The organism is Sporichthya brevicatena (assembly GCF_039525035.1).
Lineage (GTDB): Bacteria > Actinomycetota > Actinomycetes > Sporichthyales > Sporichthyaceae > Sporichthya > Sporichthya brevicatena.
Window position 1 is genome coordinate 15917 of sequence record NZ_BAAAHE010000017.1, and the last position, 22511, is coordinate 38427.

The window sequence follows — 22511 nt, forward strand, 5'->3', positions numbered from 1 at the left end:
GACCCTTCGCTCCGATGCCGCGAGCTCTTTTTGAGCCCGGGCGTCTCAGTAATCCGGAGCTTAACGTTTCGGGTCGGACAGCACAAGCCGCAGAGCGACGTCCGCGATGTGGCCGGCGTCGTGCGGCCCGCCCGGGCGAGCCCACCGCGCGACCCACGTCGTCATGCCCGTCACCAGGCGGGTGACCAGACGCGGATCGTCGTCCGGCAGGTCCCCGTTGGCGATGGCCTCCTCGACGACCTTCAACCACAAACCCTCGTACCGTCGCCGCCAGGTCTTCCACTTCTCGTAGTCCTCGGCGGGCAGGTTGCCGCCGCCGAAGAACACGAGCAGGTAGTTGCGCTGCCGGAAGGCCGCGTCGATCTGGGCGCGGACGAGTTGCTCGACCCGCTCACGCGGCGTCAGGTCGGCGTTCTCCACGATCTCGAGCGCGGCGTCGTAGAGCTCGGTCGTCATCCGCTCGAAGAGGATGGCGAGCAGGTGCTCCTTCGACGGCACCGTCCGGTAGAGCGTCGCCCGCGACACCGTCAGGCGCTTGGCCGTCTCCTCTATCGAGACCGCCTCGTAGCCGCCCTCCTCGAAGAGTTCCTCGACGACGTCGGCGACCTGTTCGCGATCGATGCTGCGCCGCGGGCGCCCACGGCCCCGGCGCACGGGCGCGTCGCCGTCGCCCGCGACCTCCACTGTTCCGGCGTCGTCCGCAGGTGCTTTCACGGTCCGGCGGCTCACCGGACCACGGTAGCGCTCATCGGGGCTCGACCACCTCGACCACCCGGTCGGACGGAGGACCGTAGAGCAGCTCGATCTCCTTCGCGTACTTTTCCGCGATCGGCTTGCGCCGCAGCTTCATCGTCGGGGTGAGCTCGTCGGTGCCCGGCAACCACGTCGACTCGACGAGAAGGAAGCGCCGGACCTGCTCCGCCGCGTTCAGATGCTCGTTCGCGGCCCGGATCCCGTCGCGGATTCGCTCGCGCACCAGAGGATTCGCCGCATTCCGGGCCGGGTCCGCCTCGCCGGTCAGGGCCGCGGTGCCCTCCGGCTCCAGCGCGATCAGCGCGGTGACGTAGGGCCGCGCGTCGCCGATGCACACGGCCGGTGCGATCAGCGGACAGTTCGCGACGAGGGTGTTCTCCACCAGGACCGGCGAGACGTTCTTGCCGGTCGACGAGACGAGGATCTCCTTCTTGCGGTCGACGATCCGGTAGTAGCCCGCCTCGTCCTGCACGAAGATGTCGCCCGTCCGCAGCCAACCGTCGGGGTCGAACGCCTCGGCGGTGAGGTCGGGTTTCCCGCGATAGCCCTTCATGACCATTGGGCCCTTGAGCAGCAACTCGCCGTCGTCGGCGATCCTGGCCTCGACGCCCGGCAGCGGCAGGCCGTTCGTCACCGGCCGGGCGGCGCCGGCCGGGTTGCACAGGATGATGCCCGCCGTCTCGCTCTGGCCGTAGCACTCGCACAGGTCCACCCCGATCGCGGCGAAGAAGCGCAGCGTCTCCGGCGGCAGCGGGGCGGCTCCGGTGAAGAGGAGCTCACCGGCCGCCAGCCCGAGAGTGCGACGGAGGCCGTCGAGCGCCTCGTCGTAGCTGAGCCACTCCCCGCGCAGCGCGGTGTCGACCTCCTTCCCGGCCAGCCGGTCGTCATGCAGCCGCAGTCCGAGCTCCAGGGCCTTCTCCAACTCGGCACGCTGGGGCGAGGCCTCGATCGCGGCGTGGGCCAGGCCCATCACGTAGTTCCAGATCCGTGGCACGGCCATGTAGAGCGTGGGCTGCAGCTCGGGCAGCAGCAGCGCCGCGGTCTTCGGGTTCAGGTGGTAGGTGATCGAGGACCCGCTGACGATCGGCATGTAGTACGCGCAGAGCCGGTCGCCCATGTGCGCGAACGGCAGGTACGACAGCGAACGGCCGCCCATCGGCAGCCGGCCGAGGGAGTGCAGGCCGCGGATCTGCTCCAGGATGTTGTCGTGCGTGAGCTCCGCGCCCTTCGGGACCCCGGTGGTGCCGGAGGTGTAGACGACGGTCAGCACGTCGTCGGCGGAAAGTTCCGGACGCGCCCCGGGCGCGAGCGGCTCACCCATCGACGTCAGCGTCGCCCAGTCGGGCTCGTCGCCCGTGCCGTCGATCACGACCAGCTTCGGTTTCCGTGAGGTTGCGGCGATGGCGGTGCGGGCCTTGTCCGCGAAGGCGGTTTCGGTCACCAGCACGTCGCAGCGGGCGTCGTCGAGCAGGTACGTCAGCTGCGAGGTGGCGGTGCTGTTGTAGAGCGAGACGGGCACCGCGCCGAGGTGCAGCGTCGCGAGGTCGGTGACCGCGGCCTGGTACCGGTTCGCCAGCATCATGCAGGTGGTGCCGCCGGTCGTGACGCCGAGCGCCGCCAGGCCGCCGGCGACGCGGCGCACCTCGGCGTCCACCTGAGACCACGTCAGGGAGACGGAGCCGTCAGAGGCACGCATCGCCTCCTCGTCGGGCCGTTCCGCCACCGTGCAGGCGAACGCCTCGCACAGGTCGGTTGCCTGCAGGGCCGCGCCACTCGTCGTCGTCATGCCCGTTCCTCCGTCTCGAAGCTCGGCCCGTCCGGCGCCGGACCGAAAGTCACCACTGCGGAAACGACCTCGCCCGCGCTGACCGCGGCGAGGCCGTCGTTGATCTCGTCCAGGGAGAAGCTGCGGGTCACCAGCTCGTCGAGCAACAGCGCACCGGTGCGGTAGTGCTCGACCAGGAGCGGGATGTCGCGGTGCACGTCGGCCGAGCCGAACAGGCAGCCCTTCAACGTCTTGGCGCTCCCGACCAGGCCGGTGAACTGCGGGAGATTGATCCGGACGTCGGGTCCACCCGCGCCGACGAGGACGACCTCGCCGCCCTTGCCGGTCATCCGGATCGCCTGATCCACGGTCAGCTGGAGGCCCGCCGCCTCGATCGTCGTGTCCGTCCCGCGGCCGGCCGTCAGGTCCTTGACCGCCGCCAGGACGTCGACCTCGCCGGCGGTGAGCGTGTCCGTGGCGCCCACCCGCCGCGCGAGATCGAGCTTTTCCGGCACCAGGTCGACGGCGAGAATGCGTTCAGCACCCGCGATCCGCGCGCCCTGAATGGCCATCAGACCTACGCTGCCGCAGCCGATCACGGCCACCGTGCCGCCCGGACGGATCGCGGCGGTGTTCAGCGCCGCTCCGACTCCGGTGAGCACCGCGCACCCGAGCAGCGCGGCCGGTGCGAACGGCATGTCGGCGCCGATGCCGACGACGGAGATCGCGGGCACGACCACACGTTCGGCGAAGGTACCCGCCGCGACGAACTGGGCGACGGCGACACCGTCGGCCGTGCGCCACCGCGTCGTGCCGTCCATCAGTGCCCCGGTCAGCAGGACGCCGTCACCCTGCTCGCAGAGGCCGGGCTGCCCCCGCGTGCAGCGGTAGCAGACCCCGCACTGCGGCATCGCGGCGACGGCGACGCGGTCCCCGACCGTGACGGTCTCGACGCCCGGCCCCACCGCCTCGACGACCCCGGCGGCCTCGTGGCCGAGCACGATCGGCAGCGGGCTCGGGAGCGCACCGTTGCGGACGGAGGCGTCCGAGGCGCAGATTCCGGCCGCCGCGATGCGGACCGCGACCTCACCCGCCCGCGGCGGTTCCAGGACGAGTTCGCGCACCTCGAGCGGCTTCTCCAGCTGCGCGCAGACCGCCGCCCGGACCGCCATCTCGAGCCCTTCCCGACCATTTTTTGAACGAGGTATCTCAATACTTTCCCGCAGGTGGGCGGCACGTCAACGGCTGACGACGGCTCGAGTCCGCACTTGACGCGGACCTCGGCCCGCCTATTATTGAGACGTGCCGAGTCAAAAAAGATGGTCTGCCGACATCCGGTCGGCGGCCGTGCCCTTGCGCACCGAGATCGGCGACGACGAGTTGCGCAGCGCACTGCAGGAAGCGAACCTCCCGACGCTGCTCGCCGCGCTGGCCCAGCTCACCGGGGACGACACCTGGCTGACCGGGAGGTACCGGCCGACGAGCCCCCTCGGCGTCGACGACCACGACTCGGCGGGCCTGACCCCCGAGCTCCAGGCGCAGGCACGCGCGGAGGCCTTCACGGTGCTCCGCGCCTGGCACGACGGCGAGTTCGAAGCCGCGCCACCACCCTCGCCGGAGCGCCTGACCGAGATGCTGCACGTCTCGCTCGGCTCGTCCCAGCAACTGCCGGCCGACTTGGGCGGCCTGCTGGCCGAGGAGTTCGGCGTCGCCGACCGCGACCCGGTGCCCCCGCCGGGCATGACGATCCGTCACATCGAGGTGCTGGTGATCGGCGCCGGTCTGTCGGGGCTGTGCGCCGCGGTCAAGCTCAAGAGGGCCGGCATCGCCTTCACGATTCTCGACAAGAATCCGGCCGTCGGTGGCACCTGGCTGGAGAACGTCTACCCCGCCTGCGGCGTCGACACCCCGAGCCACCTCTACTGCTACTCGTTCGCCCAGTCGCCCAGCTGGTCGCGGTACTTCGCCAAGCGCGACGAGCTCTACGGCTACCTCGAAGAGGTCGCCGACCACTACGACCTGCGTCGCCACATCCGGTTCGACTCCGAGGTCGAGACGATGAGCTGGGACGAGGACACGCAGCAGTGGCGCGTGACCGTTCGCAGCTCCGCCGGCGAGCGCGACACCCTCACTGCGAACGCGGTCATCAGCGGCGTCGGCCTGCTGAACCGGCCGTCGATCCCGGCGATCCCCGGGCTGGAGACGTTCGCCGGCCCGAGTATGCACACCGCGAACTGGGACACCTCGGTGGACGTGACCGGCAAGCGGGTCCTCGTCATCGGCACCGGCGCCAGCGCAATGCAACTCGTGCCGGCGATCGCGGGCACCGCTGCTCATGTGACGGTCTTTCAGCGTTCCCCTCAGTGGGGCCTGCCGAACCCCAACTACATGCGCGAGACCAGCGAGGCGACGCGGACGCTGATGGCGCACGTCCCGTTCTACCTGGGTTGGTACCGCCTGCGGCTGGTCTGGAACTTCGGCGACCGGCTCTACCCGGCGCTGCAGATCGACCCCGACTGGCCGCACCCGGAGCGCGCCGTCAACCGCAGCAACGACAAGCACCGCGAGTACCTCACGGAGTACATCCGCTCCGAGCTCGGCGACCGGCAGGACCTGCTTGACAAGTGCCTGCCGACCTACCCGCCGTACGGCAAGCGCCCGCTGCTGGACAACGGCTGGTTCCGCACGATGACCCGCGACGACGTGACGCTGTGCACGGACCCGGTCGTCGAGGTGCGGGAGCACAGCGTCGTCGATGCGAACGGCGTCGAGCACCCGGCGGACATCCTCGTGCTGGCCACGGGATTTCAGGCGGTGCGCGTGCTCGGTCCGATGGAGGTTCGCGGCCGGTCCGGCAAGAGCCTGCGCGAGGTCTGGGGCGAGGACGACGCCCGTGCCTACCTCGGCACCACCGTGCCGGACTTCCCCAACTTCTTCCTGCTGCTCGGCCCGAACACCTTCGCCGCGCACGGCGGCAGCGCGGCACTGACGATCGAGATGCAGGTCCGCTACGTCATGTCGTTGCTGCTGACGCTCGCGAGCGGCGAGACGAGCAGCATCGAGGTACGGCAGGAGGTCTTCGAGGCCTACGACCGCCGGATCAGCGACGCGCTCACCCGCACGATCTGGTCACACCCGGGCATGACGACGTACTACCGGAACGCCGCCGGACGCATCGTGATCCCGATGCCCTGGACCAACGTCGAGTTCTGGCAGATGACGCACGACGTGAACCTCGACGACTTCCACCTCACGCCGGCCACGGATCCGGCGCCGGTCCAGGCCGGCTGACCGTGCCTCGCCTCGAGGTCGAACCCGGCGTCGAGATCCACGTCGAGGACCACCGGCCCGCGGAGGGCGCGGGCCGGCCGGTCCTGTTCGTCGCCGGCTTCGGTCTGCACTCCGACGCGTGGCAGGGTCAGGTCCATCCCCTCACCACCGCGGGCTACCGCGCCCTCGCCCTCGACGTCCGGGGGACGGGTCAGTCGTCGAAGCCGTTGAACGACTACGGCATGGACCGACTCGCCGCCGACGTCGTCGCGGTGCTCGACCGTCTGGACCTGCGCCACGTCACGCTCGTCGGCTGGTCGTTCGGGGCACAGATCGCCATGCGCGCCGCGGTCACCGCGCCGGAGCGCCTGGCTCAACTGGTGTTCGTCGGCTCCAACGCGGTGCGCGCGAGCGCGAGCGCGGAGTTCCCGTTCGGCGGGGACGCCGCGGACCTCGAGGCGCGGCTCGTCCGGCTGGAGCGGACCAAGCGCATCGAGACGCGGCGGCGCACGATCGCCTCCGCGTTCCGTGTCGAGCCCGACCCCGACGTGCTCGGCTGGCTGCTGCGCATGCAGCTGCAGATGCCGTCGTGGGCGGCGATCGCCTGCTACCGGACCTACCTGCACACGGACCAGATCGCGGACGTCGGGGCGCTCAAGCTCCCGGTTCTGCAGATCATGGGCGCCGTCGACCCGGTGTCCCCGATCGCGGGCGCGGCCTGGCTGCAGCAACGCCTGCCGGACGGCCGGCTGGTGGAACTCGACTGCGGGCACTACCCGATGCTCGAAGTTCCCGAGGCCTTCGACGAGACGCTGCTGACCTTCCTCGCCGAGGTCGAGACGTGAGCGCCCCGGTCACCACCGAGGAGCGCACGGTCCGGGCGGGCCGCCACGACCTGCGCGTCTCCGTCGCCGGGCCGGCGGAGAGCAGCGGCACGCCGTTGCTGCTCGTCAACGGGCTCGGCGGACACGTCCGGATGTGGGACCCGCTGCGCCGCCATCTGACGGGGATTCGGACGTTCGCCTTCGACGCCCCCGGAACCGGGGAGTCGCCCACCCCGACGCTTCCGCTCGGGATCGCCGGGTCGGCGCGGATGCTGACGAAGCTGATGGACGCCCTCGAGCTCGACCGGGTCGACGTCCTCGGCTACTCCCTCGGCGGGATGATCGCGCAACAGCTCGCGTGGACGTCGCCGCGACGGGTCCGTCGCGTGGTCCTGATGTCGACGAACACCGGGTGGGGCAGCATCCCCTCGCACCCGATCGCCTTCGCCGGTCTGCTCTCGATGCGGCGCCTGCGCGACCCCCAGCACTACGCCGCCCTGGCGCCGAAGCTGCTCGGCGGCGAGATGCGCCGCAACCCCGACCTCGTCCAGCAGGCCGCTGCGCTGCGGACGACCGAGTCCCCCGACACCCGCGGCTACCTCTACCAGATGCTGGCGGTCACGACCTGGTCGACGATGCCGATGCTCCGCCTGATCCGGCAGCCGACGCTCGTCGTGAACGGCGACGACGACCCACTGGCCCGCCCGGTCAACGCGAAGGCGATCGCCGCGCTGATCCCCCACGCCGAACTGCACCTGGTGCGCGGCGCCGGGCACCATCTGTTCCTCGAACGTCCGGACGAGGTGAGCTCCGTGATCGACGACTTCCTGGCGGCGGGGCAATGATCGGGCGCCGCCTGGAAGCGGCCCTCGGCACGCGCACCGCGACCGACCTGCTGCTGCGCGGCTTCCGGTTGCAGGGTTCGGTGACGCGCCTGGTCGAACGCCCGGCGGGCGCGGTGCTGCACGCGGTGAACCTGCCGACCCGGGGCGACGTCGCTGCCCTGCGCCGTCAGCTGGCGAGCACCCGTGAGGAACTGGCGGAGCTCTCGCGGCGGTTGGAGGACGGGGCGCCGCCGCGATGAGCGCGGTCGGCCCGATCGCCTGGGTGACCCGAGAGGTCGGCCGCAGCGTCGGGCGGTTCCGCAACGGCGTCCGCTACCTCGCCGGGACCGAGTTCGCGCCGATCGGTCCGACGCCGAGTCGCGTCGTGTGGCGGGAGGGCAAGGCGGAGCTGCGGCACTACAGCGGACACGGCCTGGGTCCCGAACCGCGGCTGGGTCCACCGGTCGTCGTGCTCGGTGGGCTGGTCGGACGGTCCTACATCTTCGACCTGCACACCGGGAACAGCTTCGTCGCGCGGATGCTCGAGGCGGGCTTCGACACCTTCGTGCTCGACTGGGGGATCCCGGACGCCGACGACTGCGCGAACACCCTGGAGACCTACCTGGCGCGGTACCTCCCCCGCGCCCTGCGCGCCGCACAGCGCGAGACCGGCAGCGCCGAGCTCAGCGTTCTCGGCTACTGCATGGGCGGCACCATGGCGCTGCAGGCGCTGGCCGCGGACCCCGCCGCGCCGGTGCGCAACCTCGTCGTCATCGCGACGCCGGTGGACTTCCGTCACCTCGGCGCGATGGTCGACGCCGTCGCCGAGCGTCGACTGGACCCCGCGACCGTCCTCGACTCCGACGGGAACGTCCCGGCCGCGCTGATCGCGGCGTTCTTCTCCGTGCTCAAGCCGACCGCGCCGGTGGTCAAGTATTCGAATCTCTGGCAGAACCTTTGGAACGAGGAGTATCTGAAGGGTTATCAGGCCCTCAACCGGTGCTTCGAGCAGCACTCACCCCTGCCCGGTGGCTTCTTCCTCCAGATCGCCGATCAGTGGATACAGGCGAACGCGTTCGTCACCGACTCGCTGCGTCTCGACGGCCGCGCCGTCCACCTCGCGGACCTGACGATGCCCGTCCTGATCGTGACCGGCGACCGCGACGAACTCGTGCCCGCCGGCGCGACCGGCCCGCTCGCGGACCTGTTGACCGGCACGAAGCCCGAGACCCTCGAGCTCTCCGCCGGCCACGCCAGCCTGACCACCGGCCGCACCGCCGCCCGCCACACCGTGCCGCGGATCCTCGGCTGGCTCGCCGACCACAGCGACCCCCGCTGACCCCCGCTGACCCCCTGTCGGAAAAGGGTGACACCCCTTACTCCGCAGTAAGGGGTGTCACCCTTTCTTGACCGCAGGTCGGCCGCCCCGTCGCCGACCGCGGTGTGGCGGTGTGCCGCGGTCAGGTCGTGTTGATCAGACCGCCGTCGACGAGCAGCGAGGAGCCGGTCATGTAGCGGGCGTGGTTGCTGCACAGCAGGGCGATCGCGTCACCGATCTCGTCGGGACCGGCGGGGCGGCCCATCGGGATCGGGAAGACCTGAGCCGCCATTTCGGCGGGGAGACCGAAGTCGCCGGTGACGAGTTCGGTCGTGATGACGCCGGGGTGGATCGCGTTGACCCGGATTCCCTTCGGCGCCAGGGCCTGCGCCGCGGAGTAGGTCATCAGCTTGATGGCGCCCTTCGAGCTGCTGTACGCCGCGACGCCGGCACTGCCCGCGAAGCCGAGGATGCTGGAGACGTTGACGATGACGCCGGCGCCCTTCTCGGCCATCTTCTTCGCCGCGGCCTGCGTGCCGAAGAACGCGCCCTTGGCGTTGGTGTCCATCTGGCGGTCGTAGTCCTCCTCGGTGATGTCGAGGAAGTCCTTCGGGATCACGATGCCGGCGTTGTTCACCATGATGTCGATGCCGCCGAACTCGTCGGCGGCGGCGACCGCCGCCTCGAGGTCCGCCGGCCGCGAGACGTCGCAGGAGACAAAGCGACCCTCGGCGCCGTGCTCGGCGACGGCCTCCTGGGTCGGGGTCCCACCCTCCCGCGGGTCCTTGCGGATGTCGGCCACCACGACGGCCTTCGCACCCTCGCGCGCGAGCGCGAGCGCAGCCGCACGTCCGATGCCGCTCGCCGCTCCGGTGACGACTGCGACCTTGCCCTCGACCAGTCCTGCCATCTGCGCTGCGCTCCTTTACGTCGCGAGATCTCCGCCCCTATTCTGCGACACATCGTCGCAATATTTCTAGGGTGCGGGCCGAAGGAGCAACCGATGACGGCAGCAGGAGCGCTCGACGGCCAGGTCGCGCTGATCACCGCGGCCGCGGGCGCGGGCATCGGCCGGGCGACGGCGCGGACGCTGGCACTCGCCGGCGCGGACGTCGTCATCACCGATCTCGACGCGGGCCGGACCGCGAAGGTCGCGGACGCGCTCGCCGAGGAGACCGGGCGCAAGATCGTCGGCCGGCCGCTCGACGTGCGGGACGAGGCGGCGATCACCGCGCTCGTCGACGAGGTGCTCGCCGACCGCGGCCGGATCGACCTGCTCGTGAACAATGCGGGGACCTCGGAGCCGGCGCCGCTGTGGGAGACGTCGACCGAGTCGTGGCACCGGGTGCTCGACGTCTGTCTGACGGGGCACTTCCTGCTGATGCGAGCGGTCCTGCCGCACATGATCGAGCGCGGGTCGGGCTGCATCGTCAACATCGCCTCGATCGAGGCGTGGACCGACGTCATCCCCGACAACGTCGTCTACCAGACCGCGAAGTCCGGGGTCGTGGGGCTCACGCGCGCGACGGCCGCGCAGGTCGGCCGCTTCGGGGTCCGCGTCAACGGCGTCGCCCCCGGGCTGGTCCCGAACCCGTTCCTGTCCCGGATGATCCCCGCCGACGACCTGCGGCGCCTGCACGAGCGCGCCCCGCTGCAGCACACCATCACGCCGGAGGACATCGCCAACGCGGTGCTGTTCCTCGCCGGCGACTCCGGCCGGTCGATCACCGGCGAGACGATCAACGTCTCCTCCGGCGCCTACATGCGGGCCTGACCACCGCCACGTCGGGGCGTCAGTGCGCCAGCTTGAGCCCCACGACCCCGGCGACGATCGCGAGCAGGCAGAGGATCCGGGCGAGGGACGCCGGCTCGTCGAGGGCGACCATGCCGTAGAGCGCGGTGCCGGTCGCGCCGATGCCCACCCACACCGCGTAACCGGTGCCGACGGGCAAGGTGCGCAGCGCGTAGGCCAGGCCGATCATGCTGAGCACCACGGCGACGGCGAACAGCACCGACGGCCCGAGGCGGGTCAGGCCACGGGACTGGGCGAGCGCCGAGGCCCAGACGGCTTCGAGCAGCCCGGAGATCACGAGAACGAACCACGCCATGACGCACCTCCGCGGTGGGCGTCGTCTTGTCGTGCCGGGTACGACGCACTCGTCCGGGGAGGCCGCGGCTGCGGCTCCGCCTTCAGGGTAGACGACCCGGCCGCCGCGGACCTTCTGCCGGCGACCTCCCGCCGGTAGCGTGCGCGCAGCGGAGGAGGCCCCCATGGCGTACGCGGACATCAACGGGCAGCGCATCTTCTACACCGACAGCGGTGGCGACGGGCCCCCGGTCGTGTTCTCGCACGGCTTTCTGATGGACTCCTCGATGTTCGCGCCCCAGGTGGCGGCGCTCGCCGGCGAGTTCCGGGTGATCACCTGGGACGCCCGCGGGTTCGGGGCCACCGAGTTCGACGAGAAGCCCTTCACCTACTGGGACAACGCGAGCGACGTCCTCGCGCTCTGCGACCACCTGGGCATCGAGCGCGCGGTGTTCGCCGGAATGTCCCAGGGCGGGTTCGCCTCGCTGCGCGTCGCCCTCCTCGCGCCGGAACGCAGGCGCGGCCTGATCCTGATCGACACTCAGGCGGGCGCCGAGAATCCGGACAAGGTCGACCTCTACGCCGACCTGATCGAGGCGTGGGCGACGGTCGGTCCCGGCGACGACCTCGCGAACATCGTCGCCGGGATCATCCTCGACGACCCCGACCTCAACAGGCAGTGGATCGCGCGCTGGCAGTCCCGGCCGCACGAGACGATCCGCGAACCCGGCCGTTGCCTGCTCGAGCGCGAGAGCCTCGTCGACCGCCTCGGGGACATCACCTGTCCGGCACTGGTGATCCACGGCGACAACGACTCGGCGATCGAGCTCGAGCGCGCGGAGGAGATGAGCGCGCGACTGTCGGGGAGCGACGGCGTGGTCGTCGTCCGCGGCGGAGCGCACGCCGCGAACCTGACCCACCCCGAGCCGGTGAACGCGGCGATCCTCAAGTTCCTGCGTTCGCTGTCCTGACGGCGAAGCGATTCCGCACCACCAGCTCGAGCGTCACGGCGACCGCGACGATCTCGGCGGCGAGCAGGCCGAACAGCACGAGGATCTGAGCTGACGCCGCCTCAGCCGCGCTGCCGCCGCCGAGCAGGACGCCGATGAAGGCGCCCGGCAGCGTGACCAGGCCGACGGTGCGGGTCTGGTCGAGCGGGGGGAACAGCGCCTGCGCCGCGGACGGCCGCGCGATCTCCAGGCCGGCGGCGCGGCGGTCGAAGCCGAGCGCCAGCGCGGCCTCGAACTCCCCCGCCCGGGCGCGCAGCTCGTCCCGCGCCCGCCGTCCGGCCTGTCCGCACGCGGTCATCGCTCCCCCGATCACGATGCCGGAGGTCGCGACTATCGCCGGGCCAGAGAAGGGCACGGCGCCGGACGCGAGAATCAACGTCAGCACCGGGACCGCGCCGGTCGCCACCGCGAGCCCGGCCCAGGGCGCGCTCCGCCACCCGACGATCCGCTGGGCACTGGTGACGGCGGCCGCAACGAGCATCCCGCCGACGAACACGAACGACAGGGCGTCGGACGGCAGAACGGCCGCGATGACGAGCGCGACCACCGTCAGTTGGAGGGCGGCCCGCGCCGCCGCGACCAGAACCTCCCGGGCTCCCTACGGCGGCGAGCCCCCGGGCAGGGCCCGGGACTAGCTCACCACCGCCGTGTCGGCCTCGGCCACCACCTTGGTCAGTTCCTCGATCGCGTCGGCGAACCCGCGCGGGCTGAAGACCGCCTCGCCGTTCCAGGCGCCGATCTGACCCGCCTTCACCGCGGGCAGGTTGGCCCAGGTCGGCTGGTCGCGCTCGAGCACGTCGGGCTGCAGGGCGGCGGAACGGTCGTCGACGAAGATCAGGTCTGCCGGGAACTTGTTGGCGTTCTCCCAGGACAGCGCCTCGTAGTAGGGCTCGCTGCCGCCCGGATCCACGATGTCCATGCCGAGGGCCTGGAACGTCTTCAGGTCCGGGTAGTCCGCGGTCTTGGCGACGTAGAGCTGGTCCTCGTACGCCGAGACGAACATGACCTTCAGCCCCGACTTGCCCTCGAGGGTGCTCTTGAGGTTGGCCTGCGCGTCGACGAGCCGGGTGCGCTCAGCCTGCCGGTCGGGCGCGTTCAGGTCCGCGCCCAGCGCCTCGGCCAGCCGCTCGTAGGACCGCACGACGGTCTCGGCGTCGGTGCCGTAGGCCCAGACCGCGACGAACGGCGCGATCTTGCGGGCGTCGGCCTCCTGGGACTCGGTGATCGGGTAGTAGTCGATCGCCTCGGCGTTGCGCTGGAGGACGATGATGTCCGGGTCCAGCGCCGCGAGCTTCTCCAGATCGGTCTCCTCGGCACCGGTGTCGGTGATCCGCGAGACGTCGATGCGCCCGGCCACCTTCAGCGCGGTGCCGTCGGCGTCCTTGACCGGGCCCAGCGTCCCGACGACCTCGATGCCGAGGTCCCACAGGACGGCGGCCGCGCTGCTGTAGGCGACGATCCGCTCCGGGCGCTTCTCCAGTTCGATGAGCTGACCGAGGTCGTCGGTGTAGCGCCACGGGCCGTCGGACGGCACCGCGCTCGCCGAGGCCGAGGGCTCCTCCTCCGGGACGCTCGCCGACGGGCTGGCGAGATCGTCGTCGTCGTCCGCGCAGGCGGCGAGCAGCAGCAGCGACGCGGATCCGGTGAGGAAGGTGCGACGGTTGATTCCGGCGAGCGGGGGCTTCACGGGCAGTCCTCCTGAGGGGCCGTCAACTGGACGATGTACTGGCAGAGGGGCTCGCCGACTCCTCGGAACCGGTGGCGCCTTCGCCGCCGTCCCTGTCGAGGGCGGCTTCGATCAGGGCCTCGATCCGGTCGAGGACGTACGGAAGACTGAGCACGGTGTTGAAGGCGTACGCGAACTCGATGTCGCCCTCGGTGTAGACGACGCGGCCTTCCTTCATCGCGTCGAACTGACTGAACAGCGGGTCATTGTCGATGGTCGAGCGGCCGCCCTCGGTGTAGGAGACCTGGTCCCAGACCAACAGGTCCCGGTCGAGCATCCGCGCGTTCTCCTTGGCGACCTTGAGGTAGAACGCATCGCCCGCCGCGTCGTCGATCTCCTTCGGCGTGACGAAGCCCAGCTTCTGGAAGAAGCGGGACCGCGGGTCGGAGCCGGCGAAGGTGGCGAGGGAGTCGTCGGCGCCGCCGAAGCTCGCGACCGCGACCTCCTTGCCGGCCCACTCGGGGTGCCGGTCCCTGATCTCGGAGAACTTCGCCTCGACGGCGTCGATCAACTCACGAGCTCGATCGGACCGGCCGAGCGCCTTCGCCGTGATCTCGAGCTGGACGTCCCAAGGGGTGCCGTAGTCGATGTGGTCCTTCGGCCGGCCGATGGTCGGCGCGATCTGCGACAGCCGGTCGTAGCTGGTCTGGTCGAGGTCGGAGTAGACGCCGACGATGAGGTCCGGGTCGAGCGCGGCGATCTTCTCGAACTGGATGCCGTCGGTCATCGTCAGGATCTCGACGTCCTTGCCGTCGCTGCCCGCGGCCTCCTCGGCCCACGGCCAGATCTGGTCGTCGTCGGGGCCGAACCAGTAACGGACCGCGATGGGCTTCACCCCGAGCGCCAGGATCGAGTCCTGGTCCTGGTAGCCCAGGCTCAGCACACGGGTCGGCTCCCGCTCGACGACCGCGGTCCCCCAGGCGTGCTCGATCGACACCGGGAACGCGGGCGCGCTGGTCGCGCTCGTGGTCGCCGTGGCCGCCGGCTCGGAGGCCGAGGACGACGCGAGATCGTCGTCGTCGTCCGCGCAGGCGGTGAGGCCGAGGGCCAACGCGGCAACCGCCGCCACCACGGAAAATCTGCGCAGGGATCGGCGGACCGTCATCTGAACCTCCGGCGGCATTAGGTTAGGCGATCCTAACTAGAGGTCGGGGAGGCGCTCGCACCGGCTGTCTCGTCCGCCCGCACCGCGTCGGCCAGGTCGTCGATCAGTTCCCGCACCGCGTACTGGACGGACAGGATCGAGGGGAACGCCATCGCGGTGGCCGGACCGATGCCGAAGCCGAGGAACGAACCGCGGGCGACCGCGGGTACCCGCTGAAACAGGTCGCTGTTCTCCAGCTCGTCCAGCGCAGCGGGGTCCGTGCTGGTGCCGAGGAGGACGTCGGCGTCGATCACCGAGTACCGCTCGGCGCTGATCAGCGCGCGCGCCGAGACGGGGGTTCCGCTGTTGTTGAGCGCGGTGACCGACGTCGGCGCCCCGGCGAAGCCGAGGTCGCGGATGAAGCGCATCGACACGTCGTCGTTGGAGCTGATGACGTACAGGCCGTCGTTGGGCACGAAGTTGAAGAACGACGCCGTCCGACCCAGGAACTCGGGGTGGTCGCGCTTGGTCTGGGTGATCACGCTCTCGGCCTCGGCGAGGAGGCGGTCGCCGTCGGTGGTCTTCCCGAGCGCCCGCGCGATCTTGCGGAAGCCGTCCTGCCAGTCGTCACCGCCGGCCTCGTCGACGTGCCCGACGACCGGGGCGATCGCGTTCAGCTGCGACCAGTTCTCGGTGATCAGCGGGTACGTGTTCGTCGCGAGGATGACGTCGGGGTCGAGCGCCGCGATCTGCTCGAACGGGAAGCCGTTGTCCTGATCGATCAGTTCGGGCACCGGGTTCGTGCCGAGCGCCTCCTTCGTCCACTCCTGGACGCCGCCCTCGACGTAGGTGATGTTCTGCATCCCGACCGGGATCACCCCGAGCGCGATCGAGGCGTCGGCGCTGGGGAAGTCCAGCGCGACCACGCGGCTCGGCGCCGACGGGATCGTCACGTTGCCGACGGACTGCTCGATCGTCACCGGGAACGAGTCCGCGGCCGGGGCGGCGGACTCGGTCGGGGTCTCGGCGGTCGACGCCGACGACGACCCCGAGGACGAGGCGAGCGGGTCGTCGTCGTTCGCGCACGCGGTGAGCGGCGCGAGGACGACGAGGGCGAGCGCGGCGCAACCGCGGCGGACACGGCGGGAACGCAACGTCACCGGCATGCGCCCACCTTAGGGCAGGCTTACCAAACCGTGGGTTTCGCCGGTGTGTCAGGCCTTCTCGAAGATCGCGGTCAGGCCCTGACCGCCGCCGATGCACATGGTCTCGAGGCCGTACCGGGCGTCGCGGCGGACCATCTCGCGGGCGAGGGTGGCGAGGATCCGGCCGCCGGTGGCGCCGACGGGGTGACCCATCGAGATGCCGGAGCCGTGGACGTTGAGCCGGGCGAAGTCGTCGCCGGTGAAGCCCCACTCGCGGGTGCAGGCGAGCACCTGGGCGGCGAAGGCCTCGTTGAGCTCGATCAGGTCGATGTCGGCGAGCTTGAGCTCCGCCGCGGCGAGCGCCTTGGCGGTCGACGGGACCGGCCCGATGCCCATCGTCTTCGGCGGGACGCCGGCGACGCCCCAGCTGACGAGACGGACCAGCGGGCGCAGGCCGAGCGACTCGGCCGTCGCGCGGGTCATGACCGCGCAGATGGAGGCGCCGTCGTTCTGGCCGGAGGCGTTGCCGGCGGTGACGGTGGCCTCGGGGTCCTGCTTGGCCAGCACCGGCTTGAGCTTGGCGAGGGACTCGATCGAGGCATCCGGGCGGATGTGCTCGTCGGTGTCGATGACGGTGTCGCCCTTCCGGCCCGGCACGGTGACCGGGACGATCTCCTCAGCGAAGATCCCGGCGTCGCGGGCGGCGGTCGCCCGGCGGTGGCTCTCGACGGCGAACTCGTCCTGCTCGGCCCGGGGGATCGAGTACTCGCGGCGCAGGTTCTCCGCGGTCTCGAGCATCCCGCCGGGGACGGGGTAGTTCTGCCCACCGGCGGTGACGCGGCCACGGGCCAGCGCGTCGTGCAGCATCACGCCGCCGGCACCCTTGGCGCCCCAGCGCATCGAGGTCGAGTAGAACGCGGCGTTCGACATCGACTCCGCGCCACCGGCGAGCACGATCTCGGACGCGCCGTCCCGGATCTGCATGGCGGCGTAGAGGACGGCCTGCAGGCCGGACCCGCAACGCCGGTCGATCTGCAGGCCCGTCACGGTCACCGGCAGTCCGGCGTCCAGCGCCGCGACGCGGCCGATCGCCGGGGCGTCCATCGTCGGGTAGCAGTTACCGAGCAGTACGTCGTCGACCCGGTCCGCCGGAATCCCGGTGCGCTCGATCAGGGCTTGGATGACGATGCTCGCGAGCTGGTGCGGAGCCAGCGGGGCCAGGCCCCCACCGAAGCCCCCGACGGGCGTACGCAGGGGCTCGCAGATGACGATGTCGGTACCGGCGCTCATGGCCGCAGCGTAGAGCGCCCCCGGCGAAAGGCTGTGTGATGGGGTTCTCACGGGCGGAGCTGGAGCGCCACCGCGGCGCAACCGTGCCCGACCTCGTGGGCCCGGAAACGAGGCTGCTGCTCGTCGGCATCAATCCCGGCCTCTGGACCGCTGCGGCGCAGGCGCACTTCGCCAAGCGTGGCAACCGCTTCTACCCCGCGCTGTACGGGGCCGGCATCACCGGCCACCTGATCGACGCCTCCGCCGGCTACCGCCCGGGCGACCGGGAGCACCTGCTGGAGCGGGGCATCGGAATCACCAACGTGGTCCCGATCGCCACCGCACGCGCCGACGAGTTGACCCCGGAGCAATTCGTCGCCGGCGGCCGCGCGCTCGTCCGCCGCGTCCGCCGGATCCGGCCGGCGGTCGTCGCCGTCCTCGGCGTGACGGCCTACCGCGCCGCGTTCGCCCGGCCCAAGGCGGTGCCGGGCCGTCAGGACGAGACCCTCGGCGGCGCCGAACTCTGGGTCGCGCCGAACCCCAGTGGTCTCAACGCCCACGCCCAGATCCCCGACCTCGCCGCCGCCTACCGGGAGATCGCCCTCGCCGCCGGCCTCGCCCTGTTCCCGCCGCCGGTCGCCTGACGGGCACAGTGGGGTCATGGCCACAGCCGAGATCCTGGTCGTCGTCGGGGACATCACCGAGCTCGAGGTCGACGCGATCGTCAACGCGGCGAACTCCGCCCTCCGCGGCGGGGGCGGCGTGGACGGCGCGATCCACCGCGCAGCCGGGCCGGAGCTCGCGCGGGCGGGGGCACGGCTGGCGCCGTGTGCGACCGGCGACGCGAAGGCGACCCCGGCCTTCGACCTGGACCCGCCGATCCGGCACGTCATCCACACCGTCGGACCGGTCTGGGACGGCGGGGACGCCGGCGAGCCCGAGCTGCTCGCCTCCTGCTACCGCCGCTCCCTCGAGGTCGCGGACTCGCTGGGCGCGCGGACCGTCGCGTTCCCCGCGATCTCGACCGGGATCTACGGCTACCCGCCCGCGCTCGCCGCCGAGGTCGCCGTGCGCACGATCCGGTCCACCGCCACCGACGTCGCACGCGTCCTGCTCGTCGCCTTCGACGACCGGACGGCGGCGTTGCTCCGCACCGCCTCGGCGTCTGACGGTTCGTAAGAGCTTCGAAAGCGCCGGAGCGGTTCCGCCGATTCGACCGCCGGTCTAGCGTCGGGCGCATCGACCGAGCGGGAGGAGACCGCGATGAGCGCACCCACCGACACCGTCAACGCCTCGTTCGACGCGACCAAGGCCGAGGAGTTCGGCGGTCGCCTGTTCGAGATGCTCTCGTCCTCGGTCGTGGTGATGATGATCGACCTCGCGGCCCGGACCGGCCTGCTGGACACCCTGGCGACCGGGTCCGGGACGAGCGAGGACCTGGCGACGCGCGCGGGTCTGCAGGAGCGGTACGTCCGCGAGTGCCTCGGTTCCCTCGTCACCGCCGGCATCGTCGACTACGACGCGACGACGCGCACGTACTCGATCCCCGCGGAGCACGCCGCCTGTCTCACCGGGGGTGGTCCGACCGACCTGGCCCCGATGACGCGGATGGCGACGGTCATGGCCCCGCACGTGCCTGCGGTCGCCACGGCGTTCCGCGAGGGCGGTGGTGTCCCGTACGAGGCCTTCCGGCCCGAGTTCACCGTCACGATGGACCTGCTGTCCCGCGGTCTGCTGGACGGCCACCTGCTCCAGGACATCCTGCCGACGGCCGGCCTGGTGGAGCAGTTCCGCTCGGGCGCTCGCGTCGCCGACATCGGCTGCGGGACCGGGCACGCGATCAACCTGATGGCCGGGGAGTTCCCCGCGTCGGCCTTCACCGGGTTCGATTTCTCCACCGAGGCCATCGACGCCGGGCGCAAGGAGGCGGCCGAACTCGGGCTGTCCAACGCAACGTTCGAGGTCCGCGACGTCAGCACGCTGCCCGCAGGTTCGTTCGACGTCGTCTTCGCGATCGACTCGATCCACGACCAGCGCGACCCGGCCGGCGTCCTGCGCGCCGTCCACGACGCCCTCGCGCCGGGTGGCACGTTCGTGATGATCGACATCAAGGCGAACAGCGCCCTGGAGGACAACCTGGACAACCCGTTCGCCCCGCTGCTCTACGGCGTCAGCACCCTGCACTGCATGACCGTGTCCCTGGCCCTCGGCGGCGCCGGCCTCGGCACCGTGTGGGGCGAGCAGACCGCACGGGCGATGCTCGCCGAGGCCGGGTTCGAGGTGCTCGCCGTCCACGACGTCCCGGACGACCCGATGGACTCGGTGTACGTCTCGCGCCGCGACTGACGCCCCGTCAGTCGGGCAGCTTCGGTACCTCGAACCCGGTCGACCGACCGAGCAGAACGGCCCGGTCGATCGCGGCGCGGCCGAAGCGTTCGCGCACCGCGTCGAGCGTGGCGTCGAGGGCCCCGGCTTCACCGGCGGTCGGCGTCTCGGTGCCCGAGCGCGGCAACGGCAGCGCGAGCTGCACGGCGTCCGCGTCGTCGAGGTCCGCGACCGAGACGCCGACGAGCGTCAGCCCGCGCTCCGCGATCACCGGCCGGGCCGCGGCCAGCAGGGCCTGCACCGCCGCCAGGACGGTGGCGGTGTCGTCGGTCGGGGCCGGAAGGGTGTGCGAGCGCGTCACCGAGGTGAAGTCGTCGAACCGCAGCCGCAGCACCACCGTGCGCCCGACCCGATGCGCCGCGCGCACGCGCCGCATCACCCGGTCGACGATCGCGATCGTCAGGGCGTCGACCTCGGCCGGAATTCGGCGGCCGCGGCCGAACGCCGACTGGGAGCCGATCGACCTCCGCCGGCGCCCGACCACGACCGGGCGCGGGTCGAGGTTGTGCGAGAGCGCGAAGAGCTGGCGCCCGGCCGCCGGGCCGAGCATCGCCGTGAGCGCCTCGGGGGCAAGCGTCGCGACCTCGCCGACGGTCGTGATCCCGCGTTCGGCGAGCTTCGCCGTCGTCACCGGCCCGACGCCCCAGAGCGCGTTCACCGGCAGCGGGTGCAGGAACTCCAGTTCGGTCTCCGGCGGGACGAGGAGCAGGCCGTCGGGCTTGGCGACCCGGCTCGCGACCTTGGCGAGGAACTTGGTGCGCGCGATGCCGACGGTGATCGCGAGCCCGACCTCCTCACGGACGCGGGTCCGCAGGCGCATCCCGATCTCGGCCGGCGCACCCGAGAGCCGCCGCAGCCCGCCGACGTCGAGGAAGGCCTCGTCGATCGAGATGCCCTCCACCAGCGGGGTGACGTCCTCGAAGATCTGGAACACCGCGCGGCTCGCCTCGGTGTAGGCCTCGAACCGCGGCGGCACCACGACCGCGTGGGGGCAGAGCCGACGGGCCTGCACCCCGCCCATCGCCCCACGCACGCCGTACGCCTTGGCCTCGTAGCTGGCCGCGAGCACCACGCCGCCGCCGACCAGGACCGGCCGCCCGCGCAGCGCGGGGTCGTCCCGCTGCTCGACCGACGCGTAGAACGAGTCCAGGTCGGCGTGCAGGATCGACGCCTCGCGGCGGTCAGCGTTCTCCACCCGGCTCATCGAACATATGTTCCCATGCCGGGTGCGGGGTTGTCGCGTACTCGTCGTGCAGGCGGACCCAGGTCCGGCCCCCACCGAGGTCGGGCATGCCGTCCCATCCCTCGCCCCTCCCGAACGGGGTGAGGTCGAGCCACATGTACGTGCTCAGCAGGAGCTCGACGCCGCGGCCGTAGGTCGAGTAGGTGTGCAGGACGGTGTCCCGGTCCGGCTCGGGACGCAGGAACACGGAGACCCCGTTGAGCTCCTCGGCCTCGGCGAGGGCGCCCAGTCCGGCCTGCCGCAGTTCGGCGGCGGTCCGGTGGTTCCACAGCACGGGGGCGATGCGCTCGTCGAGCGAGACCCCGAAGTCGTAGTGGAACGTGCTGCCGGCCGAGGAGTACCAGGGAAAGGCCCAGCCCATCCGGCGGGCGAAGGCGGCGAGCTCAGGCCACGGCGCGCGGGACACCGCGACCAAGGTCGTGTCGCGGGCGTGCAGGTGCGTCAGATCGCCGATGGCGTCGGCGTGGAAGGCGCAGCCCGGGCACGACCGGCCCCACCCCGGGCCGAACATCAGGTGCAGGACGATCAACTGGCGCCGGCCGGCGAAGAGGTCCGCCAGCGTCCGCCGGCCGTCCGGCCCGCGGAACTCGTACGGCTGCTCGACACGCACCGCCGGCATCGCCCGGCGGGCCCGATTGATGCGGTCACGCCAGCGCGTCTCCTCCTTCTCGAGCTCAAGAAGGGCCTTGCGCGCCGCCAGCCAGGTTGCGCGGTCCACCACCTCGGGAGTGCCCATACCTCCCAGACCGCCCGGGGGCGGGGAACTCATCGCTCAGACGGGGACGGGCAGGTCGTCCGGGTGCGCGGGAAGGCCGTAGAGCGGGAAGAGGCGTTCGACGTCGAGGAAGAAGTTGAGCCCGACGATGACGCCGTCGCGCACCTCGAGGACCTGGATCGACCAGGGGTAGTAGGACGTCCCGTCCTCGGTCCGCCGCCACTGGGCGAAGGCGGGCATGCCGTTCGCGGAGACCGGCACCATCGTCGAGCCCTCGCACCGGTTGCCGGGCCCGGTCATCCAGGCGAACACCTGCTCGGGGCCGGACAGCCACATCGGGTACGGCGGCATGCACATCGTCGCGTCGGAGTGCAGCAGCTTCACCAGGCCGTCGATGTCGTAACGGGTGAACGCGTCGAGGTACTTCTCGAGCAGCTCGCGCTGCGCGGCGTCGGTGGGCTCGTAGGTCTCGGCCTCGACCGCGGGCGAGGTGTCCAGCGTCGCGCGGGCGCGTTGCAGCGCACTGTTCACCGACGCGACCGACGTCCCGAGCAGTTCCGCCACCTCGGCCGCGGACCAGCGGAGCACCTCACGCAGGAGCAGGACCGCGCGCTGACGGGGCGGCAGTTTCTGCAGGGCGGCGACGAAGGCCAGCCGGACGGACTCCTTCGCCAGCGCCGCCTCGGCCGGGTCGACGACCCCCGGAAGGGTCCGCGCGTCGACCGACGGCTCCACCCACACCGACTCGGCGGTGGGCGGGGCGTGGTTGTCCAGCGCCTGCGAACACGGGCCGAGATCCATCGGGCGCGCCCGCCGCTGACGGGCCGCCAGCATGTCGAAGCAGACGTTGGTCGCGATGCGGTACAGCCAGGACTTGCGCGACGAGCGCCCCTCGAAGGAGTCCTGCGCCTTCCACGCCCGGAGCATCGTCTCCTGGACGGCGTCCTCGGCCTCGAAGCTCGACCCGAGCATCCGATAGCAGTAGCCCGTGAGCCCGACGCGGTGCGTTTCGACCTCGGCGAGGACGTCGGCGGCCGCGGGGTCGCCGGCGGGGTCGAGCACGGAGGACGTCATGAGCACTCCCGGGGTCGGGT

Annotated in this window: 23 protein-coding genes and 1 riboswitch; of the genes, 10 read left to right on the top strand and 13 right to left on the bottom strand. The window is 71.4% G+C overall.

The window, feature by feature from the left end; all coding sequences use genetic code 11:
* Positions 1-60 precede the first annotated feature (60 nt).
* Genes ABD401_RS11565 through ABD401_RS11575 form a run of 3 tightly spaced genes read right to left on the bottom strand, consistent with a single transcriptional unit; the run spans position 61 to position 3690 of the window.
* Positions 61-729 (bottom strand): TetR/AcrR family transcriptional regulator, encoded by a 669-nt coding sequence (locus ABD401_RS11565; RefSeq protein ID WP_211210868.1) that lies wholly within the window; start codon positions 727-729, stop codon positions 61-63.
* Between the two features lie 16 nt (positions 730-745).
* Positions 746-2539 carry an AMP-dependent synthetase/ligase gene (locus ABD401_RS11570; RefSeq protein WP_344604799.1) on the bottom strand — a complete coding sequence of 598 codons (1794 nt, stop codon included), beginning with the start codon at positions 2537-2539 and terminating at the stop codon, positions 746-748.
* Positions 2536-3690: a Zn-dependent alcohol dehydrogenase gene (locus ABD401_RS11575; protein WP_344604801.1), complete on the bottom strand. Its 1155-nt coding sequence runs from the start codon at positions 3688-3690 to the stop codon at positions 2536-2538. The genes ABD401_RS11570 and ABD401_RS11575 overlap by 4 nt, the downstream gene beginning before the upstream one ends.
* Before the next feature lie 175 nt (positions 3691-3865).
* Here ABD401_RS11575 and ABD401_RS11580 point away from each other — a divergent pair, with 175 nt between their 5' ends.
* From ABD401_RS11580 to ABD401_RS11600, 5 genes are read left to right on the top strand one after another with little or no spacing between them, the layout of a single operon-like run.
* Positions 3866-5809: a flavin-containing monooxygenase gene (locus tag ABD401_RS11580; protein WP_344604803.1), complete on the top strand. Its 1944-nt coding sequence runs from the start codon at positions 3866-3868 to the stop codon at positions 5807-5809.
* 2 nt (positions 5810-5811) lie between these two features.
* Positions 5812-6633, top strand: a complete 822-nt coding sequence (locus tag ABD401_RS11585; RefSeq protein WP_344604805.1) for an alpha/beta fold hydrolase — start codon at positions 5812-5814, stop codon at positions 6631-6633.
* Positions 6630-7457, top strand: a complete 828-nt coding sequence (locus ABD401_RS11590; protein WP_344604807.1) for an alpha/beta fold hydrolase — start codon at positions 6630-6632, stop codon at positions 7455-7457. Before ABD401_RS11585 ends, ABD401_RS11590 begins: the two co-directional genes overlap by 4 nt.
* Positions 7454-7696 carry a hypothetical protein gene (locus tag ABD401_RS11595; RefSeq protein ID WP_344604809.1) on the top strand — a complete coding sequence of 81 codons (243 nt, stop codon included), beginning with the start codon at positions 7454-7456 and terminating at the stop codon, positions 7694-7696. The genes ABD401_RS11590 and ABD401_RS11595 overlap by 4 nt, the downstream gene beginning before the upstream one ends.
* Complete coding sequence (locus tag ABD401_RS11600; protein ID WP_344604811.1) at positions 7693-8775, top strand: alpha/beta fold hydrolase; 1083 nt, start codon at positions 7693-7695, stop codon at positions 8773-8775. Before ABD401_RS11595 ends, ABD401_RS11600 begins: the two co-directional genes overlap by 4 nt.
* Positions 8776-8896: 121 nt before the next feature.
* Here ABD401_RS11600 and ABD401_RS11605 read toward each other — a convergent pair whose 3' ends face one another.
* On the bottom strand, positions 8897-9664 hold the full coding sequence (locus ABD401_RS11605; protein ID WP_344604813.1) for an SDR family NAD(P)-dependent oxidoreductase: 768 nt from the start codon (positions 9662-9664) through the stop codon (positions 8897-8899).
* A 93-nt stretch (positions 9665-9757) separates the two neighbouring features.
* Here ABD401_RS11605 and ABD401_RS11610 point away from each other — a divergent pair, with 93 nt between their 5' ends.
* Positions 9758-10528 carry an SDR family NAD(P)-dependent oxidoreductase gene (locus tag ABD401_RS11610; RefSeq protein WP_344604815.1) on the top strand — a complete coding sequence of 257 codons (771 nt, stop codon included), beginning with the start codon at positions 9758-9760 and terminating at the stop codon, positions 10526-10528.
* 19 nt (positions 10529-10547) lie between these two features.
* Here ABD401_RS11610 and ABD401_RS11615 read toward each other — a convergent pair whose 3' ends face one another.
* Positions 10548-10862, bottom strand: a complete 315-nt coding sequence (locus ABD401_RS11615) for a DMT family transporter (protein ID WP_344604817.1) — start codon at positions 10860-10862, stop codon at positions 10548-10550.
* 15 nt (positions 10863-10877) lie between these two features.
* A riboswitch (guanidine-III (ykkC-III) riboswitch) is annotated at positions 10878-10942 on the bottom strand.
* Between the two features lie 83 nt (positions 10943-11025).
* On the opposite strand from ABD401_RS11615, the gene ABD401_RS11620 reads away from it, so the two are divergent.
* Positions 11026-11811, top strand: a complete 786-nt coding sequence (locus ABD401_RS11620; RefSeq protein ID WP_344604819.1) for an alpha/beta fold hydrolase — start codon at positions 11026-11028, stop codon at positions 11809-11811.
* Here ABD401_RS11620 and ABD401_RS11625 read toward each other — a convergent pair.
* From ABD401_RS11625 to ABD401_RS11645, 5 genes are all read right to left on the bottom strand, one after another.
* Entirely contained in the window at positions 11786-12433 is a 648-nt protein-coding gene (locus ABD401_RS11625) for an ABC transporter permease (protein WP_425566118.1), read from the bottom strand. The genes ABD401_RS11620 and ABD401_RS11625 overlap by 26 nt on opposite strands.
* Before the next feature lie 48 nt (positions 12434-12481).
* Positions 12482-13537 (bottom strand): ABC transporter substrate-binding protein, encoded by a 1056-nt coding sequence (locus tag ABD401_RS11630; RefSeq protein ID WP_344604821.1) that lies wholly within the window; start codon positions 13535-13537, stop codon positions 12482-12484.
* A gap of 22 nt (positions 13538-13559) precedes the next feature.
* On the bottom strand, positions 13560-14645 hold the full coding sequence (locus tag ABD401_RS11635; protein WP_344604823.1) for an iron-siderophore ABC transporter substrate-binding protein: 1086 nt from the start codon (positions 14643-14645) through the stop codon (positions 13560-13562).
* A 68-nt stretch (positions 14646-14713) separates the two neighbouring features.
* Positions 14714-15826 carry an ABC transporter substrate-binding protein gene (locus tag ABD401_RS11640; RefSeq protein ID WP_344604824.1) on the bottom strand — a complete coding sequence of 371 codons (1113 nt, stop codon included), beginning with the start codon at positions 15824-15826 and terminating at the stop codon, positions 14714-14716.
* A gap of 48 nt (positions 15827-15874) precedes the next feature.
* Positions 15875-17095 (bottom strand): acetyl-CoA C-acetyltransferase, encoded by a 1221-nt coding sequence (locus ABD401_RS11645; protein ID WP_344604825.1) that lies wholly within the window; start codon positions 17093-17095, stop codon positions 15875-15877.
* Between the two features lie 38 nt (positions 17096-17133).
* On the opposite strand from ABD401_RS11645, the gene ABD401_RS11650 reads away from it, so the two are divergent.
* The 3 genes from ABD401_RS11650 to ABD401_RS11660 all read left to right on the top strand — a co-directional run bounded on the left by ABD401_RS11650 (position 17134) and on the right by ABD401_RS11660 (position 19420).
* Positions 17134-17718 (top strand): mismatch-specific DNA-glycosylase, encoded by a 585-nt coding sequence (locus tag ABD401_RS11650; protein WP_344604827.1) that lies wholly within the window; start codon positions 17134-17136, stop codon positions 17716-17718.
* A gap of 16 nt (positions 17719-17734) precedes the next feature.
* The gene (locus ABD401_RS11655; protein WP_344604829.1) at positions 17735-18253 is read left to right on the top strand and encodes an O-acetyl-ADP-ribose deacetylase; all 519 of its coding nucleotides are present in this window, start codon (positions 17735-17737) and stop codon (positions 18251-18253) included.
* 84 nt (positions 18254-18337) lie between these two features.
* A complete protein-coding gene (locus ABD401_RS11660; RefSeq protein ID WP_344604831.1) occupies positions 18338-19420 on the top strand; it encodes a class I SAM-dependent methyltransferase in 1083 nt (360 codons plus the stop codon).
* A 7-nt stretch (positions 19421-19427) separates the two neighbouring features.
* Here the strand turns inward: ABD401_RS11660 and dinB are convergent, their stop codons facing one another.
* The 3 genes from dinB to ABD401_RS11675 are packed head-to-tail and all read right to left on the bottom strand — an operon-like array spanning position 19428 to position 22491.
* Positions 19428-20663, bottom strand: coding sequence for a DNA polymerase IV (gene dinB / locus ABD401_RS11665; RefSeq protein WP_344604833.1), 1236 nt, complete (start codon positions 20661-20663; stop codon positions 19428-19430).
* Positions 20641-21438 carry a DUF899 domain-containing protein gene (locus ABD401_RS11670; RefSeq protein ID WP_344604835.1) on the bottom strand — a complete coding sequence of 266 codons (798 nt, stop codon included), beginning with the start codon at positions 21436-21438 and terminating at the stop codon, positions 20641-20643. Before ABD401_RS11670 ends, dinB begins: the two co-directional genes overlap by 23 nt.
* Before the next feature lie 36 nt (positions 21439-21474).
* Positions 21475-22491: a sigma-70 family RNA polymerase sigma factor gene (locus tag ABD401_RS11675; RefSeq protein WP_344604837.1), complete on the bottom strand. Its 1017-nt coding sequence runs from the start codon at positions 22489-22491 to the stop codon at positions 21475-21477.
* Between the last annotated feature and the right edge of the window lie 20 nt (positions 22492-22511).